Origin of the sequence: Corynebacterium sp. SA-MJD20WY100 (assembly GCF_039822565.1) — a bacterium.
GTDB classification, from domain to species: Bacteria; Actinomycetota; Actinomycetes; order Mycobacteriales; family Mycobacteriaceae; genus Corynebacterium; species Corynebacterium phoceense_A.
On sequence record NZ_JBCJKS010000002.1, the window covers coordinates 38,480 to 57,112 of the forward strand.

An 18,633-nucleotide genomic window follows, 5' to 3' on the forward strand; every position below is an offset into this window, starting at 1 on the left:
GATTGCACACCTGCCGCTGAGATGGCCACGGCAATGCATGACGAAATTGTTCGCTTGAGCATAGTGGCTTCCATTCAGTCAGAGATTGTGGTGGTCGGTATGGGTCTGAACCCGCTCGTAAGTTAGCACACACTTCATGATGTTTCTTGGGACCTTTACAACCCTCGGACACCTTCACCTGAATGTCGCCCGGCAGCGATGGTACAAGCGACCTGTGCATCCTAATTGTGAGCACATCGAGGCGGAAAGCCCCCTTGCCGCATTCCCGAGGGGTGAATACGATGTATTCAGAGCGCTGAAGAGAAGGGAGAATCGAATGACAACTATGACCGTACGCATGAGCGACGAAGACGCCGAGCTCGTCCACAAGTATGTCAGATTCGAAGGCACAACGATCTCGGAATTCGCCCGAAGCGCAATGCTAGAAAAAATCGAAGACCATGCCGACCTTCAGGAACTTCGAGCCGCCATCGAAGCCGATGACGGACAGCGTTTTAGCATCAATGATGTCCTCGAAGAGCTTGATTAATGTCAGCCAACGGCCCTAGCTACAGCGTTAAGCTCACCGCCTCGGCTCGGAAACAACTCAAGAAGATGGACCAGTTCGATGCGCGGCTTCTGCTTAATTGGATGAAAACCCATCTCGAAGGCTGTGCCGAGCCGCGTGCTTTCGGCAAAGGCCTCACAGGCGATCGATCTGGCGAATGGCGCTACCGTGTCGGCGCCTATCGAATCCTCGCGCTCATTCACGGATCAACCATCACGATCGAGGTTTTTGCTGTTGGAAGGCGCGACACGATCTATCGCTGACCGGAACAAAAGAAGCGAGCCCCAGACCTTCTCAGTCTGGGGCTCGCTTTCGGTGGAGCTGCCGGGAATTGAACCCGGGTCCTTCGTCACCTCGCCAGGGCTTCTCCGTGCGCAGTTCGCACAGGATCTCTACTCGGCCCTCCGGCTCGGGCAAACTCGTTCCGGATGATGGGCCCAGTCGCTCTGAAAGTCCCCCGCCAGCCGAACGACAAGCCGGCGGAGCAAGTTCCTTAGTCGATGCCAGGATCCGGGTCAGGAACTAAACCCGGGCTGACAGACTCGCGTCGCTGGAATTAGGCAGCGAGGGCGAAGTCACGCTGAGAGTTCTTCTCTGCGTTTATTGGTTGCTACGACGCTTAACGGTGGTCTCTAGCCTGCACCGGCACGCTTCCCCTGGCTCAATGTACGAAGTCGAAACCATATCAACCCCATGCATTGCAGTAGAGCGGGATTGTGCGCTCTCTACAGTTCGTATAACGCTACCCCACGTAGGCCTATTCCAGCAACCAGCTTTCCGATGCCGCCTCTACCGCGCCGTCGATGTCGGCTAATGTTCGCGGGACGTCCTTGGCCACCCACCGAGCATCCCACCAGTAAATGACATCGGAGGAATCAAACGGGACAACACCAACGAATGAGTCACCTGCCATCTGGTCACCCCAAGCATGAACAGCGGTCTCTACTTCCGCCGAGACGTCCCTGTGGGCTCGCCCGAAGTCCACTTCGTAACCGATATATGTCGTCCCGCCTCGCTGTGCCTCGATGATGAGATAGACGAAGTCCTGGGTGTACCACGCCGCCCACACGCTGACGTCTTCGGGCGGCAGTCCCTGATCCGGCGCCACATAGCGGTTAATCAGCTCGTCCATCTTCGCGACGAACGCAGCGAGGTCAAAAGAGCGATCCATGAATGCCGCCTTTTACTGCAGGTAGTCCGCCAGCACCACCGCGTGGTTGACCTCGCGGTCCTTCGCGGCGAAGAGCAGCGTGACATCGCCGTCCTTGGCGAGTTGTCGCAGCTCGTCCATGTCCTCGGAGTCGTTTTCTTCGAGCTCGGCGCGATAGCGTTTCTTAAACTCGTCGAAAGAATCCTCGTCATGGTTCCACCATTTGCGCAGGCCGGGGCTGGGCGCGACCTCCTTGAACCAGTAATCCGGGGCCAGCTTGTCCTTGGAGATACCGCGCGGCCATAGACGGTCGACGAGGACCGTCACACCGTGAGTCTTCTCTTCGCCTTTAATGACGTCGTTTGCCTTAGCCGTGTACATCATGGGCCCCAGGCTACGCGCGTTTTAGGCGTTGATGCCCTTGATGCGGCGTCCCAGCTCGCGGGTAATCTCGCGATCCTGGTCGCGGCGCTTGATGGCCTCGCGCTTGTCGTAGTCCTGCTTACCCTGCGCCAGGCCAAGCTCCAGCTTCGCGCGGCCGTCCTTCAAGTAGACGCGCAGCGGGATGAGCGTCTTATTGCCGTCGCGGACCTGGCCCATGAGCTTGTCAATCTCCCGGCGGTGCAGCAGCAGCTTGCGGGTGCGCTTGGGCGAGTGGTTCGTCCACGAGCCATAGGAATACTCCGGGATGTGGAGGTTGCGCACGTAGACCTCGCCGTCATCGATGGTCGCGAACGCGTCGACGAGCGAGATTTTGCCCTCGCGCATGGACTTAATCTCGGTGCCGACAAGCACCATGCCGCACTCGTACGTGTCCAGGATTTTAAAGTCGTGGCGAGCGCGGCGGTTGGTCGCCAGGGTCGAGTTATTGTCGACCGCTTTCTTCTTCTTTGCTTTCTTCGCCATAATCCATCCTATTGTACCGGCGCCTACAAGCCAGCCCTAAAACAAGCGAACCCCGCGGCGGGCAGCCGCGGGGTGCAAGGGGGCATCGGGAAGCTACTTGCGCACGTAGGCGCGCAAGGTAACCCAGGCGGCAAGGGCGGCGAAGACGATGGCCACCGCGCCGATGATGGGAATGGCGACCCAGATATCCGAGTCCCGGATGGGCGCCAGCAGCTGGGAGGAGTAGAGGTTCTTCAACGACGGGTCAAGGACGAAGTTCTTGCCCAGATAGACGCCCACGCCGGCGAGAACGGTGCCGAAGAGCACGGCGAGGACGGCCTCGAAGACGAAGGGGGCGTTGGTAAACCAGCGGGTCGCGCCGACCATGCGCATAATCGACATCTCGCGCGAGCGGTTGAACGCGGCGATCTGCACCATGTTCGCGATGAGGAAGATGGCGGCGATGGCCTGGACGAGTGCCAGGATGAAGGTCGCGTTGCGGATGGTGTCGAGGTTGGAGGTCGCGGAGCGGACCTCGTCGCCTTGATCGACGATGGTGTCGACGCCGGGGTCGTTCGCGATGGCGTCGATGGCGGAGGTATCCGTGGGATCGACGAGGCGCACGTGGAGGGCGGCGGGCAGCGCGTCCGGGGAGGTCTCTTCGACGAGCAGCGGGTCGGTCTCCTGAAAGACCTCGACGAAACGCTTGTACGACTCCTCGCGGTTGCGGTAGGTGACGGACTCGACGCCGTCGTCAGCCTCGAGCTTCTTCTTTATGTCGGCGCAGGCGCCATGCTCACAGGTCGTGTCATTCGCGGACGTGGGCTCGTCGAGCTGGACCATGACCTCGACCTTCTCGAGGTAGATGTCCTTGGTGTCTTCGGTCATCTGTGTGACGAGCACGCCAGCGACGAGCAGGCCGACGGAAATCGCCGTCGTGATGACGAGCGCGATGGTCATGGTGAGGTTGCGTCCGAGCCCCCGGAAGGCTTCGCGCAGAACATATCCGAGTCGCATTAGATGGCCTCCCCGTAGACGCCGTGCTCGTCGTCGCGGACGAGCTTGCCATTGTTGAGTTCGAGCACGCGGCGGCGCATCTCGTTGACGGTGCGCGCGTTGTGCGTGGACATGATGACGGTCGTGCCCGTGCGGTTGATCTGCGCGAGCAGCGTCATGATGTCTTGGGCCGTGGCCGGGTCGAGGTTGCCCGTGGGCTCGTCGGCAAGGACAAGCGCCGGCTTGTTGACGAAGGCGCGGGCGATGGCCACGCGCTGCTGCTCGCCGCCGGAGAGCTCATTGGGAAGGCGGTGCGCCTTGGAGTCGAGACCCACGAGGTCGAGCACCTCGGGCACCGCCTCCTTAATCTCCTTCTTCGACTTGCCGATAACCTCGAGCGCGAACGCCACGTTGTCGTAGACGTTAAGCTTGGGCAGCAGGCGGAAATCCTGGAAGACGTAGCCGATAGACTGGCGCAGACGGTTAATCTGGCGGCCCTTCAAAGCATTGACGTGGAAGTCGCCGAAATAGATGTCGCCGTGGGTCAGGTTCGTCTCGCGGACGAGCAGTTCCAGGAAGGTGGACTTGCCGGAGCCGGACGGGCCGATGAGGAAGACGAACTCACCGTCCTCGATCGTGAAGGAGACGTCGCCTAGGGCGGGCCTGGCGGACGCCTTATAGACCTTGGTTACATTCTCGAAGGTGATCACAGGGGAAACTCTAGCAACATTAGTTTCATTCCTGCAGCTTCCGCGTGGATAGGCAGGCTTTTCACAGACTGCGCTTGTGGCCGAGTTCGCACAGGTGGCGGGCCTGTGTACCATTACACACTGATCCGAACGTACGATCCCGACCCCAATTGTCAACAAGAAAGGCCGAGAACATGTCCGAATCACAAACGCAGGCGCCGCCTGAGCATCAGTCGCCTGGCGGATTCCTCGGCACGATCGAAAAGATCGGCAACAAGCTGCCTAATCCGTTCTGGCTCTTCGTCATCCTCGCTGGCGTCGTGGCGGTGAGCTCGTGGCTCGGCTCGCTCGCGGGCCTGCAGGCCACGGACCCGCAGTCGGGCGAGCCGATCAAGGTGACGAATCTCCTCAACGCGGAGGGCCTATCGAAGATGGTGACGGAGGCCGTCACCAACTTCACGTCCTTCCCGCCGCTGGGTGTTATCCTCGCGGTCATGCTCGGCGTGGCCGTCGCGGAGCAATCGGGCCTGCTGTCCGCACTCGTGCGCGCCATGGTCGCACGCGTGAGCCCCAAGATGTTGACTTTCGTCGTTGCGCTCACGGGTGTGACAGGCTCCGTTGCTTCCGATGCCATCTATGTCATCCTTATCCCGTTAGGTGCCACCGCCTTCCACGCGGTCGGTCGCTCCCCCATCGTGGGTGCGATGGTGGCGTTCGCGGCATCGTCAGCAGGCTTTAACGCGTCGCTCATTTTGAACATCACGGACCTGCTGCTCGCGGGCATTTCGACGTCCGCCGCGCAGATTGTCGACGCGGAGTACGAGGTCAATGCGCTGGCGAATATCTTCTTCGTGGTGCCGTCCGCGATTGTCCTGTCGCTCATCATCACGGCGGTGACGGAGTTCTTCATCGTGCGCAAAGCGCGCGAGCTCGTCGACCACGACAATTTGGAGACCCAAGAACTGGATTTCTCGTCGTCGGTGCCCAACGCGTCCGACGATGACGAGTACGACTTCTCGGACGACGAGGAGAAGCTCGCCCTCCACCCGCTCGAAGCCAAGGGCCTCAAGGCCGCGGGTGCCGCGCTGGTGGCCTTCCTCATCGCGTTCTTCGCGCTCATCTTCATCCCGGGCTCGCCGTTCGCTGGGCCGGATGGCGTGTTCATGGAGTCGCCGCTCATCAAGGCTATCGCGGTGCCCATCGCGCTGGCGTTCTTCCTGGCCGGCGCGGTCTACGGCATCGTGGTCGGCACGGTGAAGGAGGCCTCGGACTTCCCGGATTTCATGGCTAAGGGCATCGAAACCCTGCTGCCTATGATCGTGCTCTTCTTCATGGTCGCACAGTTCCTCGCGTGGTTTAGCTGGTCCAACCTGGGTGTGTACACCGCAATTAAGGGCTCCGAGTTGCTCCAGGCCTGGGACCTGCCGCCGGTGCTCATGTTCGCCGGCCTCGTGCTCATGGTCGCGCTGCTCAACCTCTTCATCACGTCCGGTTCCGCACAGTGGGCGCTCATGGCACCGGTCGTCGTGCCGATGCTCATGTACGTCTCCGTCGCCCCCGAGGTCGCGCAGATGCTCTTCCGTATCGGCGACTCCCCGACGAATATCATTACGCCGATGTCGCCGTACTTCGCGCTCGCGCTCACGTTCCTCCAGCGCTATTACAAGCGATCCGGCGTGGGCACGCTCATGTCACTGTCCCTGCCCTACTCGATTTCCATGCTCGTGGGCTGGTTCATCTTCTTCGTCATCTGGTACCTCATCGGCATACCTCTGGGCCCCGGCGCCCCGATGACCTACCCGGCAAGCTAAAACGACATGCCGAAGTGCCCGCCCCTCGGGGCGGGTTTCGTGGTTTTTCTAGTTATTGGTGCAGGGCAGATCCGGCCCGAACTCCCGGCGCTTCCAGAACCTACCCTTAGCGTCTTTGTAATAGACGTCCCCATCCCGTTTCTTCATGTTGTGATACTCGCAGAGCATGAGGATGTTGTCGATATTCGTCTCCCCACCCTTCGACCACGCCAGCAGATGGTCCGCCTGCAACAAGTTAAACGGCCGGTGACACTCCGGATCCTGACACACATGCTGCACCGCCGCGGCCAACTCCTTCTGCGCCGCGCTAAAGTACCGCTGCAACCGGTACTGCTTCACCGGCTCATTGCGGGCGTTAACAAACGTCGCCAGCCCAATGCCCTCCAGCAACTCAGCCATAATGTCCTCGCCTGTACGCCACGTTCCATCCAACGCCCGGACCTTAATGTCTTCCGTATTGCCCTGAATCAACTGCGCCATCACAGGCAACGGCACGATAATGTGCACCATCTTCCGCGGCGCCGCGAGCTTCACCTCCCCCGTCGCATGCTGCTTCAAGCCCCCGTAGACCGCCTCCAGGCCGCCCTCAGCCACGCCGGGGAGCCCATTGATAAAGTCCATGAGCCACCCCTCGTCCGAGCGCACAATCAGCCGGTTGCGCCCGTCCTTGCCAAACGCCACCGACGCCTCGTTAACCGGCTTCGGCCTTGTAATGTGCTTGGCCGCGACTTTCTCCAGCTCGCCCTCGAGCGTGCCACACAAAATCACCCGCAGGTCATTCGGCCTATCGGATTTCTGCGCCAAATTCTCGATCTTCTCCAGCACCCGCAACCCGTGGTTGCGCGCACGCGCAGCCGCCCGCGCCTCGTCAATACGCGCATGGCCCGACTCCCAGTACACCTTAGCCAACCGCAAGAACAGCGACGCATCAATGTTGTTAATGCCCGCATCCCACAGCTGCTTGCGCGTCATCCCGCGCACGGACTTGAGAGAGTCGACGTTGTGGCGCTTGTAGTCGTCGATGAGAGAAGTTGTCATGCCTCACACGCTACGAAGCCTTGTCAACCCCGCGCAATGGCACGCCCCAGCACAGCGTCACAATCTGTGGATAACCATAACGACAAAACTAGTTATCCACAGGCTGCGCGGCGGGATCCTGGCACCCCACCCAGGATTCCTGTATTCTGTCGCGCGCACGCGGACGACCCGCTATTTCACCGCCACACGCCCCCGATTACTCGGCTGCGCGCTCCGTGGCCATACGCCAGCGGATCGCCGCCTCAAGGAACCCGTCGATATCCCCGTCGAGGACCTTCTGCGGGTCGCCCACCTCATAGTTGGTGCGCAGGTCCTTGACCATCTGGTACGGATGCAGCACGTAGTTGCGCATCTGGTTGCCCCACGACGCGTTGCCGCCAGCGCCCAGCGCGTCCATTGCGGCGCGCTCTTCCTGCCGCTTGCGCTCAAGCAGCTTGGCCTGGAGCACGCGCAGCGCGGACGCCTTGTTCTGAATCTGGGACTTCTCGTTCTGGCACGTCACCACGATGCCCGTAGGAAGGTGGGTCAATCGCACCGCAGAGTCCGTCGTGTTCACGGACTGGCCGCCCGGGCCCGAGGAGCGGTAGACGTCCACGCGCAGGTCCGAATCCGGCACGTCGATATGGTCGGTCTGCTCCACGACGGGCAGGACTTCGACCTCAGCGAACGACGTCTGGCGGCGCGCCTGCGAATCGAAGGGTGAGATACGCACCAGGCGGTGCGTGCCCTGCTCGACCGAGAGCTGGCCGTACATGTACTCGCCGTGCACCACGAAGGTCGCGGACTTAATGCCCGCCTCTTCCGCATAAGAGATGTCGTAGACATCGACCTTGTGGCCGTGCTTATCCGCCCAACGCGTGTACATGCGCATGAGCATCTCCGCCCAATCGGCGGCATCGACGCCGCCGGCGCCGGAGCGGATATTAATAACAGCCTCACGGTCGTCGTAGTCGCCGGAGAGCATGGTCGTGACCTCCAGCGACTCAATGGCCGCCTGCACAGAAGCGAGCTCCTCGTCCGCCACCGAGGCGTCGCCCTCTTCCTCCGCCAGCTCGTACATGACGGGCAGGTCGTCGAGACGCCCACGCAGCTCACCCAAGCGCCGCAGCTTGGCCTGCGCCGCCGAGAGCTTGGTCGTCACTTGCTGTGCGTGCGCCGGGTCGTCCCACAACGAGGGGTCGCCCGCCGTAGCCTCGAGTTCGCGCACGGTCTCGCGCAGCGTCTCGGGGTCCATGACCTTCTCGATGGAGGTCAGGGTCGCGCTTAGCTGGTCAATCGTGGCGGAAGTCTCGGGTCGCATAGCGCCCCAGTTTAGCCCTCTAATTCGCATTGCCACGCATTAAGGGGGACAATGTGGACTTATGACTTCCCAGCCTTCTCTCGAAGAGATGACCGCGGCGCTCATCAAGACGTTTATCGTCGCGCACGCGGACGATTCTGACCATCATCTGGCCCAGGCACTCGTCTACAACGCGGGCCGCTGGGCCTGGCGCCTGCGCGAGCAGGGCGTGAGCGTCGACCAGAAGACTTCTGTCTCGGACGTCGTCACGGACGCGGACCGCTCGGCCGAAAAGTTCGTCTCCGAAATCCTCGCGACGGTCCGCCCGGAGGATGGCATTGTCGGTGAAGAGGGCGCCTCCCGCCCATCAACGTCGGGCCGCGTGTGGCATATCGATCCGGTCGACGGCACCTACAACTTTGCGTCGGGCTCTGATTATTGGTGCAGCGCCCTCTCGCTTTCCGATGCCGCCGGGGTCATCCTCGGCGCCGTCCACCGCCCCGCCATGGGCTACACGTGGTGTGGCGGCCGCGACACCCCCACCACCCGCGACAACAAGCCGGTGCACATGCAGGCCGGTCTGCCGGACCAGATTGCGCTGGCGACCTACCTACATCCCACGTCCATGCAGGACCCGGACATCCGGGATGCGTGGCAGCGCGTGGCCTCGCGTTTCGCGTCGGTGCGCATGCTCGGCGCGGGTTCCATCGACCTGGCCTCCATCGCGGACGGCACGTGGGGCGCGTGGATGCAGCACTCCGTCGCGGACTGGGATTGGCTGCCCGGCAAGGCCTTGGTTGAAGGATCCGGCGGAGTTGCGCGTAAGGTATCCGCGGGCGGCGTGGAATGGTCCATCGCCGGCAATAAAGACGCAGTCGACGCAATCGAGGAGGCCCTCCGTGGGTAAGCACAAAGAAGACTTAGGTCTGGCCCTTGAACTGGCGGGTCACGCCGATCAGCTCACCATGTCCCGCTTCGAGGCCGCTGACCTCAACGTGAAGTCCAAGCCGGACATGACCCCGGTCTCCGACGCAGACCTTGCCTGCGAAAAGCTCCTGCGCGCCGAGCTCGCCAAGGCCCGCCCCAAGGACGAGGTCCTCGGCGAGGAATTCGGCGGCGAGCAGATCATGTCCGGCCGCCAGTGGGTCATCGACCCCATCGACGGCACGAAGAACTACGTGCGCGGCGTGCCCGTGTGGGCCACGCTCATCGCGCTGCTCGAGGACGGTCAGCCCATCGTCGCCGTCATCTCTGCCCCGGCCCTGCGCCGCCGCTGGTTCGCCTGCGAGGGCTCCGGCGCCTACCGCGTCTTCGGCGGCGAGAAGCGCCGCCTGCGCGTCTCCGGCGTGGACAAGATCGGTGACGCCTCCATCGCCATGTCCTCGCTCTCCGGCTGGCTCGAGGCCGACCTGCGCGAGGAGCTCATCGCCATGACCGATAACGCCTGGCGCCTGCGCGGCTACGGCGACTTCTGGAACTACTGCCTGCTCGCCGAAGGCGCCGTGGACGTCGCCGCCGAACCCGAGGTGTCCCTCTGGGATCTCGCGGCCCCGTACCTCCTCGTCAAGGAGGCCGGCGGCACGTTCACCTCCCTCGACGGCGTGGACTCCCCCGCTGGCGGCTCCGCCGTGGCGACGAACGGCCACCTCCACACGACCGTCATGGGCTACTTCCACGAGCAGTAGCCCGCCACACCGCCAACCTGGCCGGATCGCCGAAGGGGCACCAGCATCCTGCTGGTGCCCCTCGCTGTGCGCGGGTTAAGCGACCGTGAAGCCGGAGCCCACGCCGCCGCGGCGGTTCATGTCAGCGACGACGGCGTCGAGGTTCGTCGCCTCCGTGGGCGAGTGCAGCGCACCCTGCCACGGCGTGCGGCACGAGACCGGGCCGGTGCCGCCGGTGATGAGGCCGACCACGCGGCCGCGCTTGAACAGCGGCGCACCGGAGTCGCCCACCATGGCGCAGACCTGGTTGACTTGGACCGGGCCGTTGTTGTTGAGCAACACCATGCCGCACGTGGTGCCGGTGGCTAGGCCGCGCTTGCACGCGACCTCGCCCGGCGCGACGGTGCCGCCCACGCCGTGCGCGGTGACCCCGTTGTAGGACTTGGAGACCTCCGCCTTGTCGTTGAACTCGATGACGGAGTAGTCCATGGACTCGTTTTTATCCACGACGGTGCCCGTGGGACCGACCTGCCAGGAGTCGGCAGAGCTGACCTGCTCGCCCACGGTGCCGCAGTGGCCGGCGGTAATGCCCACGGCGCGGCCAGCGGCGTCATGGCCAGCGACCGTGAGCGTGCACATCGTGTCCTGGCCGATGTAAATGGGCGTGCCCGGGCCGTAGAGCGAGTGGTCGCGGTTCATCGCGCGGTTGGACTCCTCCGGAATCCGCGGGGCGTCGTAGTACGAGCCCGGCACGCGGTGCAGCACGAAGTCCGCCTCGGGCTTCATCGCGGCGACCTTGGAGAACGTGTCGTTCTTCCACACGTAGTTGGGATCCACGGCGGCCGGACGGAACTCGGGCTGCGTGGCCTCCTCAATCTGCTGCAGGCCAATCGGGTTCGGATTGGTCAGCGGTTGGCCGCTTTCGTCAGCGCCACCGGCCGGGGCGGCGCCCACGGTCTCCGCGTACTGCGCGACCTGCGTCTGCACCTGGTTGTGCACAGCGGCGGCCTGCGTTTCGGCCTGGCGCTGGGCGGTGGAGACGTGCTCCTGGACCTCAGCGGGGGCATCGGCAAGCGCGGTGTCGACGGCGCTGTTGAATGCGGCATTGAGGGAGGAGGCGGCATCGGAAAGCGCGGCGGCAGGGTCGGCCGTCGCGGCAGTGGCTGCGGGGGCAGCAAAGAAGAACGCACCTGCGAAAGTCGCACCCACGAGGACTTTCTTAAGGCGCGAAAGATGAAGCATAAAAAGGGCTCCTTATTCACGTTGGGGATGAGGACGAACCGTCTCATCATGACACGCGCGCGGCGCAGAATACCTAACGTCGTAGTGACTGTGTCCAAGCCGTTACCTGTTTTCCAGACTCCGGGTACCCCCGCGCACAAAGGCCTAGGTTAAGAGGTAAAACCTTGCCCCGGCGCCCACGTCTTGGTGAGTCCCAGGGACACGCTCGCTGCGGGGTCCTCGACGTCGGAGACCCGGTAATAACGCATCTCGACATCTTCGGCGGTGAGCCGGGCGACGGCGTAGCCGTGGGCGTCATAATCGACGTGCTTGACCCAGGGGTTGGCGTCGCGGATGGCGGACTCGACGAGCTGCGAGGTCGAATTGTCTTCCGGATGGTAGATGCCGGTGTATTCGGTGAGGATTTCGTCCACGTTGGGCGCGGAAATGGACGTGGTGACCATCTCGCAGGCAACCTCCTCGTCGCCGTAGAAGATGGAGTTCGCCCACTCACTGTGAATGTCGCCGGTGATGAAGAAAGAGTTGCCCTCGCGTTCTGCCAGCAGCTTGAGGAGGCGGTCGCGGTCCGCGGTGAAACCGTCCCACTGGTCGGCGTTCATGGCAAAGCCGGTGGTCGTGCCCTTGGCGTTGCGCAGGGCCTCGTTGGCCTCGTCGTTGCCGGGGATGGTGAGGATGCGCATGGGGGCGATCATGACGGAGTTGCCCATGACCATCCACGTCGCCTCGGACAGGGAGATGGTGTCCTGGAGCCACGCGTACTGCTCACTGCCCAGCATGGTGCGCTCGGGATTCGCGTAGTTCGCGGCGGTCGTCTCCGCGTCGCGGTAGCTACGCAGGTCCATCATGGTGAGCTCCATGAGCGTGCCAAAGCGAAGGCTGCGGTAGAGGTGGCCCTCTTCCGAAAGCTTGGGGCGACGCAGCGGCATCCACTCATAATACGCCTGCAGGGCCTGGTTGTAGCGCCAGTCCCACTGGCCTTCGGCGAAGCCGTCGGTGTGGTTCTGCGCGCCCGCGTTAAACGCGTCGTTGGCGGAGTCGTGGTCGTCCCACGTCACGACCCACGGCGCAGAGGCGTGCGCGGCCTGGAGGTTCGCGTCCGTGTGGTAGCGGCCGTAGCGCATGCGGTAGTCCTCGAGGGTGACGATTTCCCACGACGGGTAGTGCGGACGGGCGACGCCAGATTTTCCGTGGTACTCCCCCGTGCCGTACTCATAGATATAGTCACCGAGGAAGGCCACGAAGTCGAGCTCGCCCGACTGCCCGCGCTCCGCCATATCGCGGTACGCCGCGAAGAAACCGGATTCCCAGTTCGCACACGAGGCCACGGCGAAGGTGAGCGACTCTGGGGTGGCATTAAAGGAAGGAGCGGTCTTCGTGCGTCCCACGGGGGACTCCGTCCCGGAATGATCGCCGGAGGTCACCCGGAAGCGATAGAAATACTCCGTCCCTGGCTCCAGGCCGAAAGGCTCGACGTCGACGCCGTCCTCGGCGGCCACGACCACATCTACACCCGCACACACCTCATGAACGGCCTCAACCCGGTCGAGGCCGAAGCCAAGCGCGGCGACGTCCTCGAACCCAACGACGGCGAGGTCCTCTACCTCACCACGACCACCGCCGGCGGCGGCAAGTACTACGACTTCCAGGGCGAGGACGGCAAGAAGTACCCCAAGGCCCGCTTCGAGACCATCGATACAACCCTCCAGCACCCGTCTACCGCCCTGTGGCGTCAGGACCACACCGAGGATTATATGAAGGTCGACGTCACCGGCGACAAGCTCACCTTCACCACGTACAACGCCAACGACCCGTCGGTCGTCGACAAGGTCTCGCTCACTAACAACGACCGCGCCGAGATTTCCGATGCCCCCTCCTCCCCGTCGTCCCCCACTTCCGCCCCGTCTTCCGCTCCATCCGAGCCCGCGCCCTCCTCCGAGCCTGCTGAGCCGGCCCCGTCGTCTGCGCCGCACGAGCCGGTGGAGACGACCGTGACCACGACGGCTCAGGTCACCAAGGTCGTCACGTCGACCAAGGAAGGCCCGACCCCTGAGGTCGTGACCTCGACGAAGGTCGAGCCCGTGCCGACAACGATCACGACGACCGTGACGCCGGCAGCCAAGCCCAGCAACGAGGTCGACCCGAAGGCCGACACGTGCGACGGCTCGGGCAAGGGATCGAGCGAGAAGTGTGGCTCGTCGACGGGCGGCATCGTCGCGGCAGTCGTGGGCACGCTCGCAGCGCTGCTCGCGGCGCTCGGCGTGGGGTATGCCGCCACGACCATTCGAGAGGGAGACCACGCGCCGAGCTGGCTGCCCAAGCCGCTCCACGGCCTGTACAACCGCTTCTTCTAGCCATGCGTTAGCCACAACGCCCGAATAAGGACCGAAAAATCGAAATTTTCGGTTCTTATTCGGGCGTTGTGGTCATTTCACACCGAAGCCCCGCGCCTTGTTCGGCGCGGGGATAAGCCTCCGGGGCGGCCTTCTCGAGCTCGGGGACGAGCTTGTCGAGCGCGAAGTTGGTGGCATCGACGGTGCCGAGCGAAAGGCCTGGGGCGGTCTCTTCTTCGCGACGACGGCGACCGTCTTGTCAGCCCAGCCAGGGTGCTCAACAGCGATGTCGGAAATGCGCTTGTCGATCTCCTCCTGTTGCGTCTTCGCTTCGTCGGTCTTGCCCAGGGCCTGGCCGATTATCTCGAGCTGCGTGTCGCGGTCGGTGAGCCAGTTATCGGCGCCCTCTGGAATGCCGACGACGGGTGCGATGGCCGAAAGCGTGTCGTAGCGCTCCTGGTCGCCGGAGGAACGGACGTCGAGGATGAGATTCGGCTTAAGGGCCGCGATGGTCTCGTAGTTGAGCTCCGTCGTGCCGAGGATCTCCGGGGCGTTGTCGTACTTACCCTTGAGCCACGGGCCGGTGCCCTCGCCGCCGATGGCCAGCCAGTCCGCCGCGCCGACCGGCTGCACGCCGAGCGAGAGGCAGGAGATTTCCATGCTGCCGCAGGCACCGATTACGCCGTCAGGTGTGACGGTCGAGGACTTGGTCGCGCGCGGGCGGCACCCGCACCAGACGTGGCTGCAGCAGTGGCCGTCGTCGCATTCGGAGGCCGTCAAGCACGCCATGGAGCTCACCGGGATTACGGACCTGCGCGAGCGCCCCGTGGATTCGCTCTCCGGCGGCCAGCGCCAGCGCGTGTGGATCTCCATGGTGTTGGCGCAGGACACGGACATTATCTTCCTCGACGAGCCGACGACGTACCTTGAGCTCGCGCACAGCGTGGACGTGCTCGAGCTCGCAGCGCGCTACTCGGATAACCTAGCGCTCATGCGCGACGGCCAGCTCATCGCGATGGGTGCCCCGAAGGATGTCATCACGGTCGACTCGCTGCGCGAGGTCTTCGGCCTCGAGTCCGTGGTCATCGCCGATCCCGTCACCGGCGGGCCGCTCGTCGTGCCCCGGTTGCCCCCGCTTTCCGATGCCCCCTCCCCCACAGCGTCGCCTGGGTTAGGATATGGGTCGTTTGAACACCCAGACTCCCGCCCTGCCCTGTGCAGGGAGAAAGTGCCGTCGTGACCTCTGTAATTTCCTTGCTGGCTGAACAGCCCGTGTTGCTTGTCGCACTGCTCATCGGCATTGGGATGGCGTTGGGCAGCATCAAGGTCCGCAGCATCAGCCTGGGCGCGGCGGCGGTGCTCTTCCTCGCCATCGCGGTCTCGGCGGCGGGCGCGGCCTCCGGCGTGGAGATCGTCCTCCCGCCGGTACTCGGCACGCTGGGCCTTGTGCTCTTCGCGTTTGGCATTGGCAATAACTCGGGCGTGACGTTCTTCCAATCGCTGCGCAGCGCGGGTGGGCCCATCTGCGCGATGATCGGCGTCTTCCTCGCCGCGGCCGTCGTCGCCTGGGCCTTGGGGCGCTACGCCTTCGGGCTCGACGCTACGACCATCGCGGGCACCTTTGCAGGCGCCATTACGAACACGCCGGCACTGGCGGCGGCATCGGAAGCAACGGGCGACAGTGGTGCTGCGACGGTGGGCTATGCGGTGGCCTATTTGTTTGGGGTCATCGGGATGCTCGCGGCGACGACGCTCGTGCTGCGCAAGGCCGGTGAGGACGACGATACGACGAGCCCGGTCACGCTCGTGCACGTGCAAATCACGCGTGAGGGCGGCGTGGCCGTGGGTGAGATTCTTGAGACCGGCCACAGCGAAGTGCAGGTCACGCGTCTGCGGCGGGTGAGCCAGAATGACATCATCATCCCGAAGTACTTTGACGTGCTCTATCCCGGCGACGTGGTGACCGTCGTCGGCTCGCCCGAATACCTGCATCTCGTCACCGAAGCCGTCGGCCGCGAGTCCCCGCAGATTCTCAACGAGGACCGCCACGACCTCGACTTCCGGCGCATTACGATTTCCCGCCACCTCCATGCAGGTCAAACCATCGCGCAGATCAACGACACCCTTGCCGAGCGCTGGGGCGCACGAATTTCACGGGTGCGTCGCGCCGACGAGGACCAAGTCGCGATCCCCGACTTCGTGGTCGAGCTCGGCGACCGCGTTCGTGTCGTCGGCCCCGCGGACTCTTTGGAGGAGATCTCCGCGTTCCTCGGTGACTCCTCCAAGGGGCTCACTGACATCAACCCCATCTCGCTCGGCTTGGGCATGGCGCTCGGCGTGGGCCTGGGTGAGCTGTCCATCCCCATGCCCGGCGGCGGTTCGTTTAGCCTGGGCGCGGCCGCGGGCGTGCTCATCGTCGCGCTCATCATGGCACGCCTGGGCCGCGTGGGTTCCTTGCCCACGGCACTTCCCCACTCCGCGAACACAGTGCTTGCCGAGTTCGGCCTCCTCATGTTCCTCGCCCAAGCCGGCACGAACGCCGGCGGACAGATCGCCGGTGCCTTTACCGGCGGCGCCTGGTGGAAGATCCTCGTCCTCGGAGCGGCCGTCACGCTCACCGTCGCCGTGGGCGTCGCGCTGCTCATGCGCCGCGTGCTCCACATGGGAGCCACGAAGACCTCCGGCGTGCTCGCCGGCGCGCAAACCCAGCCAGCCGTCCTCGCCTTCGCCAACACCCGCACGAATACCGACCCCCGCGTGTCCCTCGGCTATGCGCTCGTCTACCCCGCCGCGATGATTGCGAAGATTTTGGTGACGCATGGGTTGGCGGTGGTGGCGTAGCGCTGTTACACACGCACCCCAGTAACCAGCGCGAAAGAAGACATCAAGCAACTGCGCCATAAGGAGATATCCATCTCATGCCAGCAACCGTCGACCTTGAATCAGAGCGTCGAGCTGCTGTGCTGCGCAACGCGGATCCAAACGGATCGCGCGCGCACGGGGCGCTCATGGCCACACGCGATGTCCTCTTCGCTCAGCATCGCCCCGGTGAGCGGTTCTTCGCCGACGCGGAGGACAATGTTCCGGAAAATCTGGTCATCCATCTGCGTCGCAGGTGTGACGATGTTCTGGACGACGGCGAGCACACGGTATGGCCGCTGGGCGAGCGCGGCGCCGCAAGCTCATAGCTCCTTCGTCGTGTACCTCGGCGCTGGGGGAGATGGCGATGCGCTGGCATGGGGCATCGGGAAGCGCGCGGACACTATCTGTTGGGTCTACAGGCGTGCAGACTAGTCGCGGGCGCGGCGGGCGAGCCAGTTGCCGAAGGACTGGATAATCTGCACGACGACCACAAGGATGACGACGGTCGCGATGATGGCGAAGCTGTCGAACTGCTGATAGCCATAAGAGATAGCGAGGTCGCCAACGCCGCCACCGCCGATGGTGCCGGCCATCGCGGTCGCACCGATAAGGCCGACGGTCGACGTCGTAAGCGCCAGGATGATGGAGGACTTGGCCTCCGGTAAGAGGAAATGGCGGATGGTTTGCCACGTCGTCGCCCCCATGGACTCGGCGGCCTCGGAGATGCCCTCGTCGACGTCGAGGAGTGACGTCTCGATAAGACGCGCGATAAACGGCGCGATGTAGAGCGTCAACGGCACGAGTGCTGCCGTCGTGCCGATGGAGGTGCCGACGAGAGCCTTGGTGAGCGGCAAGATGGCGACCATCAAGATGATGAACGGCACGGAGCGAATGATGTTCACGACAACGTTCGTCACGCCGTAGATGTACTTGTTCGCGCGCAGTCCACCGGGACGGTAGAGCACGAGCAATAGCGCGAGGGGGATGCCGAGGAGGGCACCCAGTGCGATGGAGATGCCCACCATGTAGGCGGTCTCACCAGCGGCATTGATGTACTGCTGGATACTGACACGCGTGTCAAAGGCTTCCATCCAACCCGATTGTGAATTACCCACGAGTGGCTCCCTTCACGAGTGTTGCGTCGAGGTGCTCGGCACCGGCGAGGGCACCGAGGGCGCGCTGTGCGTCCGCTTCCGAATCCAGCTCCAGAACCATCGCACCGACCGAGGTGCGGCGCAGCTTGGCGTCAGTGGCGGCTGCAAGCTGGGCTTTGAGGCCCTGCGCGTTGAGATCTTGGAGCAGCGTGCGCGCCGCGCCGTGGCTATAGACCACGCGGATGGCGTGTGGGCCCAAGTCCTCCGGCGGTTCCTGCGGAATGACCGTGTTGACGAAACGTCGCGTGAGCAGCTGCTGCGGCTGCGCGAAGATCTCCTCCACGGGGCCAATTTCTAGGAGCTTGCCGTCTTCAAGCACTGCGACAGAATCCGCGATGCGCGATATGACGTCCATCTGGTGAGTGATGATGACGATGGTGAGGTTGAGCGACTCGTTGATACTCACCAGCAGATCGAGGATCTGCGAGGTGGTGAGCGGATCTAGGGCGCTGGTCGGCTCATCGCAGAGCAACACCTTGGGGTTGGTCACGAGCGAACGAGCGATGCCCACGCGTTGACGCTGGCCACCGGAGAGCTGCGAGGGCTTGTGATCGGCACGGTCGGCGAGGCCCACGAGCTCAAGGACTTCGGTGACGCGTTGCGTGATCTGCGCCTTGGGCACCTTGGACAAGATGAGCGGCATGGCAACGTTTTCTGCCACCGTCTTGGAGCCCACCAGGTTGAAATGCTGGAAGACCATGGACACCTCGCGGCGCAGTCCGCGGAGGCCCTTGAGCGACATCGCGCTCATGTCATTGCCCAGGGTTTCCACCACGCCGGTAGTGGGTTTCTCCAAGCCGTTGATCATGCGCAGAAGAGTCGACTTGCCGGCACCCGAGGTACCGACGACGCCGAAGATCTGCCCCTCGGGAACATCGAACGTGATGTTCTCAAGCGCCGTGACGGGCGCGCCATTCTTATCCGCGAAGGACTTGCCCAGCCCGCGGAAAGATACTGCAGAAGACGTTGTCATAAAAGAAATTGCC

The 18,633-nt window shown here is 63.5% G+C and carries 21 protein-coding genes and 1 other RNA gene; 9 read left to right on the top strand and 13 right to left on the bottom strand.

The window, feature by feature from the left end; translation table 11 throughout:
- Positions 1–325 precede the first annotated feature (325 nt).
- Together ABJ196_RS01425 and ABJ196_RS01430 are read left to right on the top strand one after the other, a co-directional pair.
- On the top strand, positions 326–529 hold the full coding sequence (locus ABJ196_RS01425) for a DUF6290 family protein (protein ID WP_347304903.1): 204 nt from the start codon (positions 326–328) through the stop codon (positions 527–529).
- The gene (locus tag ABJ196_RS01430) at positions 529–810 is read left to right on the top strand and encodes a type II toxin-antitoxin system RelE/ParE family toxin (protein ID WP_347304904.1); all 282 of its coding nucleotides are present in this window, start codon (positions 529–531) and stop codon (positions 808–810) included. Before ABJ196_RS01425 ends, ABJ196_RS01430 begins: the two co-directional genes overlap by 1 nt.
- 50 nt (positions 811–860) lie before the next feature.
- On the opposite strand, the gene ssrA is transcribed toward ABJ196_RS01430, so the two are convergent.
- The 6 genes from ssrA to ftsE all read right to left on the bottom strand — a co-directional run bounded on the left by ssrA (position 861) and on the right by ftsE (position 4,288).
- Positions 861–1,240, bottom strand: a transfer-messenger RNA (tmRNA) gene (ssrA, locus tag ABJ196_RS01435).
- 64 nt (positions 1,241–1,304) lie between these two features.
- Positions 1,305–1,718, bottom strand: a complete 414-nt coding sequence (locus ABJ196_RS01440; protein ID WP_347304905.1) for a hypothetical protein — start codon at positions 1,716–1,718, stop codon at positions 1,305–1,307.
- Between the two features lie 12 nt (positions 1,719–1,730).
- Positions 1,731–2,081: a DUF488 family protein gene (locus tag ABJ196_RS01445; RefSeq protein ID WP_347304906.1), complete on the bottom strand. Its 351-nt coding sequence runs from the start codon at positions 2,079–2,081 to the stop codon at positions 1,731–1,733.
- Positions 2,082–2,102: 21 nt separating this feature from the next.
- On the bottom strand, positions 2,103–2,603 hold the full coding sequence (gene smpB / locus ABJ196_RS01450; protein ID WP_066491166.1) for an SsrA-binding protein SmpB: 501 nt from the start codon (positions 2,601–2,603) through the stop codon (positions 2,103–2,105).
- Between the two features lie 93 nt (positions 2,604–2,696).
- Positions 2,697–3,599, bottom strand: a complete 903-nt coding sequence (gene ftsX, locus ABJ196_RS01455) for a permease-like cell division protein FtsX (protein WP_347304907.1) — start codon at positions 3,597–3,599, stop codon at positions 2,697–2,699.
- Complete coding sequence (ftsE, locus tag ABJ196_RS01460) at positions 3,599–4,288, bottom strand: cell division ATP-binding protein FtsE (protein WP_347304908.1); 690 nt, start codon at positions 4,286–4,288, stop codon at positions 3,599–3,601. Before ftsE ends, ftsX begins: the two co-directional genes overlap by 1 nt.
- A 173-nt stretch (positions 4,289–4,461) precedes the next feature.
- Here ftsE and ABJ196_RS01465 point away from each other — a divergent pair, with 173 nt between their 5' ends.
- A complete protein-coding gene (locus ABJ196_RS01465; protein ID WP_347304909.1) occupies positions 4,462–6,078 on the top strand; it encodes an AbgT family transporter in 1,617 nt (538 codons plus the stop codon).
- A gap of 48 nt (positions 6,079–6,126) precedes the next feature.
- Here ABJ196_RS01465 and ABJ196_RS01470 read toward each other — a convergent pair whose 3' ends face one another.
- Together ABJ196_RS01470 and prfB are read right to left on the bottom strand one after the other, a co-directional pair.
- Positions 6,127–7,116, bottom strand: a complete 990-nt coding sequence (locus ABJ196_RS01470; RefSeq protein WP_347304910.1) for an HNH endonuclease signature motif containing protein — start codon at positions 7,114–7,116, stop codon at positions 6,127–6,129.
- 196 nt (positions 7,117–7,312) lie between these two features.
- Positions 7,313–8,416, bottom strand: coding sequence for a peptide chain release factor 2 (prfB, locus tag ABJ196_RS01475; protein WP_347304911.1), 1,104 nt, complete (start codon positions 8,414–8,416; stop codon positions 7,313–7,315).
- A 61-nt stretch (positions 8,417–8,477) separates the two neighbouring features.
- Between prfB and ABJ196_RS01480 the strand changes: the two genes are divergently transcribed.
- Together ABJ196_RS01480 and hisN are read left to right on the top strand one after the other, a co-directional pair.
- Positions 8,478–9,302, top strand: coding sequence for an inositol monophosphatase family protein (locus tag ABJ196_RS01480; RefSeq protein WP_347304912.1), 825 nt, complete (start codon positions 8,478–8,480; stop codon positions 9,300–9,302).
- On the top strand, positions 9,295–10,080 hold the full coding sequence (gene hisN / locus ABJ196_RS01485; protein WP_347304913.1) for a histidinol-phosphatase: 786 nt from the start codon (positions 9,295–9,297) through the stop codon (positions 10,078–10,080). The genes ABJ196_RS01480 and hisN overlap by 8 nt, the downstream gene beginning before the upstream one ends.
- Positions 10,081–10,155: 75 nt before the next feature.
- Here hisN and ABJ196_RS01490 read toward each other — a convergent pair whose 3' ends face one another.
- Positions 10,156–11,301, bottom strand: coding sequence for a S1 family peptidase (locus tag ABJ196_RS01490; RefSeq protein ID WP_347304914.1), 1,146 nt, complete (start codon positions 11,299–11,301; stop codon positions 10,156–10,158).
- 149 nt (positions 11,302–11,450) lie between these two features.
- Complete coding sequence (locus tag ABJ196_RS01495) at positions 11,451–12,797, bottom strand: alkaline phosphatase D family protein (RefSeq protein ID WP_347304915.1); 1,347 nt, start codon at positions 12,795–12,797, stop codon at positions 11,451–11,453.
- A 27-nt stretch (positions 12,798–12,824) separates the two neighbouring features.
- On the opposite strand from ABJ196_RS01495, the gene ABJ196_RS01500 reads away from it, so the two are divergent.
- Positions 12,825–13,652 carry a hypothetical protein gene (locus ABJ196_RS01500; protein ID WP_347304916.1) on the top strand — a complete coding sequence of 276 codons (828 nt, stop codon included), beginning with the start codon at positions 12,825–12,827 and terminating at the stop codon, positions 13,650–13,652.
- Positions 13,653–13,724: 72 nt separating this feature from the next.
- Here ABJ196_RS01500 and ABJ196_RS01505 read toward each other — a convergent pair whose 3' ends face one another.
- On the bottom strand, positions 13,725–14,291 hold the full coding sequence (locus ABJ196_RS01505) for an ABC transporter substrate-binding protein (protein ID WP_347304917.1): 567 nt from the start codon (positions 14,289–14,291) through the stop codon (positions 13,725–13,727).
- Here ABJ196_RS01505 and ABJ196_RS01510 point away from each other — a divergent pair.
- The 3 genes from ABJ196_RS01510 (at position 14,290) to ABJ196_RS01520 (ending at position 16,819) form a co-directional block, all read left to right on the top strand.
- On the top strand, positions 14,290–14,871 hold the full coding sequence (locus ABJ196_RS01510; protein WP_347304918.1) for an ABC transporter ATP-binding protein: 582 nt from the start codon (positions 14,290–14,292) through the stop codon (positions 14,869–14,871). The two genes, ABJ196_RS01505 and ABJ196_RS01510, sit on opposite strands and share 2 nt — an antisense overlap.
- Entirely contained in the window at positions 14,868–16,472 is a 1,605-nt protein-coding gene (locus tag ABJ196_RS01515; protein ID WP_347304919.1) for a TrkA C-terminal domain-containing protein, read from the top strand. Before ABJ196_RS01510 ends, ABJ196_RS01515 begins: the two co-directional genes overlap by 4 nt.
- A gap of 77 nt (positions 16,473–16,549) precedes the next feature.
- Positions 16,550–16,819: a hypothetical protein gene (locus tag ABJ196_RS01520; protein ID WP_347304920.1), complete on the top strand. Its 270-nt coding sequence runs from the start codon at positions 16,550–16,552 to the stop codon at positions 16,817–16,819.
- 102 nt (positions 16,820–16,921) lie between these two features.
- Here the strand turns inward: ABJ196_RS01520 and ABJ196_RS01525 are convergent, their stop codons facing one another.
- Both ABJ196_RS01525 and ABJ196_RS01530 read right to left on the bottom strand, forming a co-directional pair.
- Positions 16,922–17,584: a methionine ABC transporter permease gene (locus tag ABJ196_RS01525; RefSeq protein ID WP_347305019.1), complete on the bottom strand. Its 663-nt coding sequence runs from the start codon at positions 17,582–17,584 to the stop codon at positions 16,922–16,924.
- 16 nt (positions 17,585–17,600) lie between these two features.
- Positions 17,601–18,620: a methionine ABC transporter ATP-binding protein gene (locus ABJ196_RS01530; RefSeq protein WP_347304921.1), complete on the bottom strand. Its 1,020-nt coding sequence runs from the start codon at positions 18,618–18,620 to the stop codon at positions 17,601–17,603.
- Positions 18,621–18,633 lie beyond the last annotated feature (13 nt).